Source organism: Georgenia thermotolerans (genome assembly GCF_009193185.1).
GTDB classification, from domain to species: domain Bacteria; phylum Actinomycetota; class Actinomycetes; order Actinomycetales; family Actinomycetaceae; genus Georgenia; species Georgenia thermotolerans.
The window spans coordinates 1-7442 of record NZ_VUKF01000081.1 but is presented as its reverse complement, the minus strand read 5'-3'; the positions used below and the strand labels follow the sequence as shown (position 1 = coordinate 7442).

General features: G+C 76.5%; 5 protein-coding genes and 1 pseudogene. 2 read left to right on the top strand and 4 right to left on the bottom strand.

What is annotated here, in order from left to right; genetic code table 11:
* From GD970_RS21015 to mtrA, 4 genes and pseudogenes are all read right to left on the bottom strand, one after another.
* Nucleotides 1-564, bottom strand: a pseudogene (locus GD970_RS21015) (ComF family protein); the annotation flags it as partial.
* A gap of 71 nt (nt 565-635) precedes the next feature.
* Entirely contained in the window at nt 636-2318 is a 1683-nt protein-coding gene (locus tag GD970_RS21010) for an LpqB family beta-propeller domain-containing protein (RefSeq protein ID WP_155524142.1), read from the bottom strand.
* A complete protein-coding gene (mtrB, locus tag GD970_RS21005; RefSeq protein WP_152204834.1) occupies nt 2315-4336 on the bottom strand; it encodes an MtrAB system histidine kinase MtrB in 2022 nt (673 codons plus the stop codon). Before mtrB ends, GD970_RS21010 begins: the two co-directional genes overlap by 4 nt.
* Nucleotides 4333-5016 (bottom strand): MtrAB system response regulator MtrA, encoded by a 684-nt coding sequence (gene mtrA, locus GD970_RS21000; protein WP_152204833.1) that lies wholly within the window; start codon nt 5014-5016, stop codon nt 4333-4335. The genes mtrB and mtrA overlap by 4 nt, the downstream gene beginning before the upstream one ends.
* A 212-nt stretch (nt 5017-5228) precedes the next feature.
* Here mtrA and GD970_RS20995 point away from each other — a divergent pair, with 212 nt between their 5' ends.
* Nucleotides 5229-6746 carry a glycerophosphoryl diester phosphodiesterase membrane domain-containing protein gene (locus tag GD970_RS20995; protein ID WP_152204832.1) on the top strand — a complete coding sequence of 506 codons (1518 nt, stop codon included), beginning with the start codon at nt 5229-5231 and terminating at the stop codon, nt 6744-6746.
* Between the two features lies 1 nt (nt 6747).
* Entirely contained in the window at nt 6748-7395 is a 648-nt protein-coding gene (locus tag GD970_RS20990; protein ID WP_152204831.1) for a DUF4129 domain-containing protein, read from the top strand.
* Nucleotides 7396-7442 lie beyond the last annotated feature (47 nt).

Here is a 7442-nt window from a genome sequence, read left to right as displayed (position 1 = left end):
GCCCAGCCCGACCTGGTGCGCACCGCCGCGGCGGCGGCGCAGGAGGTCGACGACGAGCACCCGGGCCGGGCCCGGCTCCCCCGCCTCGCGCAGCCCGCGGGCCAGGCCGCGCCCGACGGCGTCGGCCAGGTCGGCGACGACGAGCCGGCGTGCCAGGCGCCGGCGCCAGCCCGACGGCGCGGGGACGACGAGGACCGGGCTCGCGCCGGCGAGCCCGCGCCGCAGGTCGGGGTCGCGCGCCCAGGTGCGGGAGGCCGCGGCCGCGCCGGCCAGCACGGCCGGGGCGATGTCCTGGCGACGGTGGTTCTTCCAGGCCAGGACGATGGCCCGCAGCGGGCCGCGATAGGGGCCGAGGGACCAGGTCAGCAGCGGGCGGCCGGTCCACTCCCCGGCGAGCATCGGCGCGTCGTCCTCGCAGCGCACCGGCGGCGCCCGCAGCAGGGCGCGGCAGCCGGGGCACAGCGCGACGTCCCACCGCCCGCACCCGGCGCACTCGACGGGCACGACCAGGCCGGCGGCCTCGGCCAGGGCACCGGCCACCCGCCGCACGCCGTCGGGGGTCACGACGTCAGCCTGGCGCGCCGCGGCGGCCGCGTGCGGCGCGGACGGGCCGGCCTGGGGACGGCGAGGCCCGGTCAGCCGGGCAGCGTCGGGTAGTACGCGTCGGTGTAGACCGGGCGCCACGCGGCGCCGTTGCGCTCGTACACGCGCCCGGACTCCGTGCCGAGCATGATCGAGCGGTCGCCGCGGCCGGCCGTGATGGTGGCCGCGCCCTCGACCACGGGCAGCCGCTTCGTCGGGCCCCCGATGGGCACGAGGTGCACGGCCGGGGCGGCGTCACCGCCGGAGGTGCCCAGGACGGCCACCGTGCGCTCGTCCACCCACACCACCTGGCTGGCGTCGTCGACGCGCTCGCCGATGCGGACCGGCTCGGCGAGCGAGCGAGGGCTGCCGTCGACGTTGCGCACCACGGGGGCGGCGTCGATGACGGTCGAGCCGCCCGACTGCCACACCACCACCGCGCGGGCGCCGTCGCGGGAGATCCGCAGCGCCTTGACCGTGCCGCCGGCGAGCCAGGCGGCGCCGACGTCGGTGCGGGTGCCGTCCGCGCGCACGGCGATGAGCCGGCCGGCGTTGGCGGCGGGGGTGGTCCACACCCAGCCGCGCCGGTCCACCGTCGGCCCCACGAGGTCCTTGCCCTGAGCGAGCTCGACGGGCGGGGCGTCCTTCGCGGGGGCGGCGAGGAGGCGGTCGGGGCCGTCGAGGAAGACGGTGGGTCCGCCGTCGTAGCCGACGGCCGGGAAGCGGGGGGTGATCCCGGCGAGCTGGTCGGCCGCGGCCATGGGCACGACCTCGCCGTCGACGACGCCTGCGAGCGTGCCGTCGGCGACCACGGTGAGGTTGGTGCTGGTGTAGGGGTAGGCGGGCAGCTCGGGAACCGCCTCGGTCACCTCGTACGGGGCGCCGGCGGCGGTGACCTGGATCTGCTGGACGCCGGGGACGTCGCGCAGGGTGCGCTCGAGCTGGGCGACGAACAGCGCGCGCTGGTCCGGCTCGGCGCCGAGGGAGTCCGCCGACAGGTCCACCTGGGCGACGCCGTCGGCGACGGAGACGGACTCGACGGTCATGCGCGTGCCGGTGGGCACCATGGTCACCACGCCGGGCTCGAGCCACGGCGAGGGGCCCTGGAGCAGCCCGCGGACCAGCGAGGTGGCGAGGTTCTGCTGGGGGAACCAGCGCACCTCGGGCACGAACGCGGCGTGGTCGGGGGCGAGGAAGTGCAGCGTGCTCTCGACGTAGACCGAGGAGAACGACGCCGCCGAGAGCAGCACGCCGTCGTCGAGGTCGATGATGCGCCACTCCCCCGCGGCGTTGCGGGCGAGGGTGAAGCTGGTCTCGATGACGCTCTGGCTGGCGGACTCGGTGTAGCGCCCGGCGGAGTCCACCGACGCCTGGCCGGCCACGCTGAGGCGGACGGCGCCGTCGGGGGTGCGCTCGTAGCGGGGCGTCTGGCTGTCGGCGAAGACGCGCACCTGCTCCAGCGGCTGCCAGGTCTGGGCGGCGGGGCCGGCGAGGTACTGGCGCGCGACGAGGAAGTCGTCGGAGTAGCCGGCCGCGGAGGCGGTGAGGAAGCCGCTGACGATCGCCTCCGGCTCCGCGCCCGGCTGCGGCCCGGTGGCGAACAGGCCGATGCCCTGGGTGGCGGGCAGGTCCGGCTGGGAGGCGGTGACCGGCCCCGAGCGCGGCAGGCTGACGCAGCCGGCCAGCAGCGCCGAGGCGCCGAGGGCGGCCAGCGCCGCGCGCAGCCGGCGGCTCACCGGTCCGTCTCCTCGTCGGCGTCGTCCCGCAGCGCGGCGGCCACGGACACCCCGGACGGGGCGGCGACGCCGGCCGCGGCGACGCCGGCGACGGCGACCGGCTGGGCGTCGGCCGTGAGGTCGCCGGCGGGCTCCGGCACGTCGGCCTGCTCGGGCCACAGCGCCACCGGCGGGCGTCCGACGGTCGCCCCCGCCCGGCGCGGCAGGGTGAGCAGGAAGGCCGAGCCCACCCCCGGCCGGCCGGTGGCCTCGAGCGTGCCCCCGTGCAGGCGGGTGTCCTCCATGGAGATCGACAGGCCCAGCCCGGTGCCGCCGGTGGTGCGGGCGCGCGCGGGGTCGGCGCGCCAGAAGCGGTCGAAGACGTGGCCGGCGGCCTCCTCGTCCATGCCCACGCCGTGGTCGAGGACGCGCACGCCGACGGCGCTCGCGGTGCACCGGACGGTGATGTCGATGGGCCGCCCCTCGCCGTGCTCGATGGCGTTGTTGACGAGGTTGCGCAGCACCCGCTCGATGCGGCGGGCGTCGACGTCGGCGGTGCACGGCCCGTCCGGGGCGTCGACCCGCAGGGCCGTGCCCTTGCGCTCGGCGAGGATCGCGGACATCTCCACCACCCGGGTGACGACGTCGCGCAGGTCGCGCTCCTCGATGTCGAGGACCGCCGCGCCGGCGTCGAAGCGGGAGATCTCGAGCAGGTCGGCGAGCATGGCCTCGAAGCGGTCCAGCTGGGCCTGGAGCAGCTCGGCCGAGCGGCGGATGACCGGGTCGAAGTCGTCCTTGTTGTCGTGGATGACCTCGCTGGCCATGCGGATGGTGGTCAGCGGGGTGCGCAGCTCGTGGGAGACGTCGGAGACGAAGCGCTGCTGGAGCCGGGAGAGCTCCTCCATCTGCTCGATCTGGCGCTGCAGGGAGGCGGCCATCTCGTTGAAGGACTCGCCCAGCAGCGCGAGCTCGTCGTGCCCGCGCACGTCCATCCGCTCGTCGAGCAGGCCGTCGGCGATGCGCTCGGCGGTGTAGGCGGCGTCGCGCACCGGGCGCAGCACCCAGCGGGTGATGAGCCAGGCCAGGGCGGCGAGGAGCACCACGAGCCCGACGGCGCCGACGGCGAGGATGCGGATGACCAGCCCGATGGTCTGCTCCTCGGGCTCGAGGGTGTAGACGATGTAGAGCTCGTAGGCGCCGGCGGCGGGCAGGGTCACCGGCGCGCCGACGACGATGCCCGGGGCCTCGCCGTCGGCCATGGGCACGCCGACCGGCTGCCAGTGCTGGCCGCCGCCGGCCTGCACGGCCCGGCGCAGCTCGGGCCTGACCAGCTCGCGCACCGCGCCGTTGGTGGCCGGCTCGGCGAAGGTCACCGAGGCGGCGGCCTCGGGCGAGCGCATGAGGACGGCGCCGACGGCGCCGGCGGTGGCGGCCGACTGGGCCGAGTAGATCCAGTCGGCGGCGATCGACTGCACCTGCGGGGCGGTCGTGGCGGTCGCCGAGTCGAAGGTCTGCTGGGCGTCGCGGGCGCGCAGGGCCGCGTCCTCGAGCATCTGGTCCACGCGCTGGTCGTAGAGCCGGTCGCGGATCTGCCCGGACAGCACCCCGCCGAGCAGGGCGAGGGCGAAGAAGCCGCCGACGACGGTCACGCTCACCACGCGCACGCTCAGGGAGGTGCGCCAGCGGCGGACGAGCCGCCTGACCTTGCGCCGCAGGCGGATGCGCAGGCTGCGGCGGGTGCGCGGCCGGTAGGTGGTCGCCGGACCGTCCGGGTGGGCGATCGAGCCGAGGTCGTACGCGGGGCCGGCGAGGCCCGGGACGAGCTCGGCCTCGCGCTCCTCGGGGTCGAGGGGTCGGGCGGGGGCGGCCGGCGGCTCCTCGCCGGCGCCCGGGCGCGGCGTGGCGTCGTCGGACCCGGCGGGGCGCGACCCGGCGGCGGTCCCGGCGGGACGTCCGGGCTCGCTGGGGGTCGGCCCGCCGGGCTCGGCGGGCCCGGGCCGGGCGCCGAGGCCCCCGGGCCCCAGGGCGGACGGGATCACGCCTGCGGGGTCCCCGCCCGGTAGCCGACCCCGCGGACGGTCACGACGACCTCGGGGTGCTCGGGGTCCTTCTCGACCTTGGCGCGCAGGCGCTGCACGTGGACGTTGACGAGGCGGGTGTCGGCGGCGTGGCGGTAGCCCCAGACTTGCTCGAGCAGCACCTCGCGGCTGAAGACCTGCCAGGGCTTGCGGGCGAGCGCGACGATGAGGTCGAACTCCAGGGGCGTGAGCGAGATGACCTGCTGGCCACGGCGGACCTCGTGGCCGGCGACGTCGATCTCGAGGTCGCCGATGCGCAGCCGCTCGGGCTCGGGCACCTCCTGGCGGCGCAGCCGGGCGCGCACGCGGGCGACGAGCTCCTTGGGCTTGAACGGCTTGGCGATGTAGTCGTCCGCCCCCGCCTCGAGGCCGGCGACGACGTCGAGGGTGTCCGACTTCGCCGTGAGCATGACGATGGGGATGTCCGACTCCGCGCGGATCGTGCGGCAGACCTCGATGCCGTCCATGCCGGGCAGCATGAGGTCGAGGAGGATCAGGTCGGGGTTCTCGGCGCGGAAGATCTCCGGGGCCTGGGCGCCGTCCGCGCAGTAGATCGGCTGGAAGCCCTCGGCCTCGAGCACGATGCCGATCATCTCTGCCAGTGCGGTGTCGTCGTCCACCACCAGGAGCCGTGCACTCATGCGCACATGGTCCCAGATTTTCGGCCGCTAGTGTCCCCTTGTGCGGCCGGACATGCGTCACAGCCCCGTCCGGACCGCAGCAGGGGCCATCCGCTGCCGGAACATCGGCGCAGGTGGCGCGGCGGGGCCGTGCCATCGGGGTGGCCCGGTCGTGGGACGATAACACCGACGATCCAGCGGGGACACCGTCCCCCCGTGAAGGAGGCGCCGCCATGTCGACGAACGAGCCGAGCCCCGGCGAGCCCAGGGGCCCCGAAGGCGCCTCGCCCCACGATCCGGCCGGCGAAGGCGCCTCGCCGCACGATCCGTCCGCCGACGGCGCGACCCCGCCGAGCGAGCCGGCGCCGTCGCCCTGGCACGGGCAGGGGCCGGGAGGCCCGGCCCGGCCCTGGCGCGAGCAGCCGGGCGGGCCCCCGCAGTACGGGCAGTACGGCGCGTACGACGAGCAGGCGACCCAGCCCGTGCCCCAGCCGTCCTCCGGCGGCGCCGGGCAGCAGCCGGCCCCGCCGCCCTACGGCGCCGGCCAGCAGCCGGACCCGCCGCGGTACGGGCAGTACGGCGCCTACGGCGAGCAGGCGACCCAGCCCGTGCCCCAGCCGCAGCAGTACGGCCAGTACGGCTCCTACGGCCAGCCGGCCCCCGGCCCGCAGTACGGCGCCTCCGCCCCGGGCGCACAGCCGCAGTACGGCCAGCACGGCACGTACGGCCAGCAGGCTCCCGGGCCCCAGTACGGGCAGTACGGCCAGTACGGCGCCGGGTTCCCGCAGGCGCCGCCGGCCGGTTTCGGCGGCGCCGCCCAGCCCGGCATCGTCCCGCTGCGCCCGCTCAACGTCGGGGAGATCCTCGACGGCGCCTTCCGCTCGATCCGCGCCAACCCCAAGGTGATGTTCGGGCTCTCGCTCGTCGTCATGGCCGTGCTGTCGGTGATCCAGGCGATCTTCGTCGGGGTCTTCGTCAACCAGGCGATGCCGTTCATGTCCTCGACGGCCACCCCCGAGGAGCTGGCGGCCCTCGGGGTGGGCAGCAGCATCGGCTACCTGGCGGCCTCGATCGCGATCTCGCTGGCCTCGGTCGTGCTCACCGGGCTGCTCATCATCTCGGTGAGCCAGTCGGTGCTCGGCCGGGTCATCTCCATCCACGACCTGTGGGCCCAGGCCAAGGGCCAGGTCTGGCGCCTCATCGGCCTGACCGTGCTGCTCGGGCTCATCGGCCTCGCGGTGGCCGTCGTCGTCACCGTCGTCGCCGTCCTGCTCATCGGCGGCGTGGTCGCGGCCGGCGGCAGCGGCGGCGGGACGGCCGTCGCCGTCCTGCTCACCCTGCTCCTCGTCTTCGGTGCCGTGATCTTCGGCGTCTTCCTCGCCGTCCGCCTGGGCCTGGCCGCCCCGGTCCTCATGCTCGAGCGCAGCGGCGTGGGCGACTCCCTCAAGCGCTCCTGGGCGCTGACCCGGCAGCAGTTCTGGCGCATCTTCGGCATCCTCGCCCTGGCCTACATCATCGTGGGGGTCCTCAACTCGGTCCTGCTCGTGCCGCTGAGCGTCATCGGCGCCCTGGTGGGGCCCTCCGGGGCGCTCTCGGGGACGATGCTCGTCGTCTCCAGCGTGGTCTCGGTCCTCATCTCCGCCCTGACCACCCCGTTCCTCTCCGCCGTCCTCGCCCTCGTCTACATCGACGTGCGGATGCGCAAGGAGGCCCTGGACGTCGAGCTGGCCCGGGCGGCGGAGGCCGCCTGACGTGCTGGTCGCGCTGAGCACCCGGCTCGTGTCCGTCGCCCCCGACGCCGCCGAGGCGCGGCGCTGGGCCGAGCACGAGCTGTCCAAGGCCGTGTACGACACCTCCCCCTCCCTCGTCGAGCGCCTGCTGGGCTGGCTGCGCGAGCTGTTTGACGCCCTGAGCCGGATCGGCGGGCAGGCCCCGCCGCTCGTCGTGCCCGTCGTGCTCACCCTCGTGCTGGCCGCCCTGCTCGCCCTCGGCCTGCTGCTGGGCGGGCGGATCCGGCGCCGGCGCGTGGCCGAGGCCGCCGCCGGACCGGCCCTCTTCGACGACGACCGCTCGAGCGCGGACCTCGCCCGCGCGGCCGACGCCGCCGCCCGGCGCGGCGACTTCACCACCGCCGTCCTCGAGCGCTTCCGCGCCGTCATCCGCAGCCTCGACGAGCGGGGCCTGCTCGACGACCGGCCCGGCCTGACCGCGCACGAGGCCACCGCTCTGGCCACCGCGGCGCTGCCCGCGCTGGGCGGCGAGCTGGACGGCGCCGGCCGGCTCTTCGACGACGTGCGCTACGGCCACGCCGCCGCCGGCGCCGAGGAGGACGCCGCGATGCGCCGCCTGGCCGAGCAGGTCGCGACGGCCCGGCGCCCCGCCCCGGTGGCGGCCTCGTGAGCTCGGCCCTCGCCGCGCCCGGCCCCGCCGCGCCGTACGGCCCCGCC

What these genes read in the sequence shown, in the direction of transcription:
- mtrA (WP_152204833.1), bottom strand. Translation starts at nt 5,016, where the DNA reads ATGAGTGCACGGCTCCTGGTGGTGGACGACGACACCGCACTGGCAGAG.
- GD970_RS20995 (WP_152204832.1), top strand. Translation starts at nt 5,229, where the DNA reads ATGTCGACGAACGAGCCGAGCCCCGGCGAGCCCAGGGGCCCCGAAGGC.